The organism is Variovorax glucosi (genome assembly GCF_051216695.1).
GTDB lineage: Bacteria > Pseudomonadota > Gammaproteobacteria > Burkholderiales > Burkholderiaceae_C > Variovorax.
In genome coordinates this window covers 424-1,202 of record NZ_JBPJZE010000217.1, presented here as the reverse complement: position 1 = coordinate 1,202, position 779 = coordinate 424, and the positions used below count along the sequence as shown (strand labels likewise).

Annotated in this window: 2 protein-coding genes; both read left to right on the top strand. The window is 68.3% G+C overall.

Features of this window, described 5'->3' with window-relative positions; translation table 11 throughout:
• Window positions 1-488: SDR family oxidoreductase (locus tag ACSFA3_RS24420; RefSeq protein WP_435507963.1), on the top strand; the 488-nt coding region annotated here is incomplete at its 5' end.
• Window positions 485-779 (top strand): aminotransferase class I/II-fold pyridoxal phosphate-dependent enzyme (locus tag ACSFA3_RS24415; RefSeq protein ID WP_435507962.1); only part of this gene is annotated, 295 nt, incomplete at its 3' end. The genes ACSFA3_RS24420 and ACSFA3_RS24415, both read left to right, overlap by 4 nt.

Below are 779 nucleotides of genomic sequence, written 5' to 3'. Positions count from 1 at the left end.
ACATGGAGCTCAGCCAGATCTACTACGCGCGCATGAAGGCCGCGGGCGGTGGCGTGATCGTCAACGACATCGGCAACTCCGGCGAGAACTGGGACGCCAACTACATCGCCGGCTCTACCGGCAATGCGGCAGTGATGGCCTTCACGCGCGCCCTGGGCGGCGTGAGCCTGGACGACGGCATCCGCGTGGTGGGCGTGAACCCCGGCCCGGTGGCCACCGACCGCATGGTCAAGCTCATGAAGCGCCGGTCGCTCGATACGCACGGCGACGAAGGCCGCTGGGAAGAGCTGTTCGACAACTACCCGGGCGGCCGGCCGGCCACGCCGGAGGAAGTCGCCGAGCTGATGGTGTTCCTGGCCTCGCCGCGCGCGGGCTACATCACCGGCACGGTGGTGACCATCGACGGCGGCATCGCCGCACGCGGCTCGATCATCAAGACCAGCAAGAAAGTGGTCGAGGCCGAACAGGCCCGGAGGCTCGCGGCATGAACGCAGCGCTGAACCCCGCCGCTGCAGTGCCGGCCGTGACGAGCGACGCCGAAACCCGCAACCAGTATTTCGACCGCCTGTTCACCAACCCCGACCTGATGTGGCTGGGCCAGAACACCAACCACTTTCCGCTGCACCCGGCCGTGCGAAAGGCGCTGCACGATGCCATCGACGACGAGAGCTTTCACGCCTACGCGCCACCGCTGGGCATGGAAGCGCTGCGCTCGGCCATCGTTGCCGACCTGGGCGTGCCGGACCAGTCGGCCGTGGTGACCGACGGCGCGGTGTCCG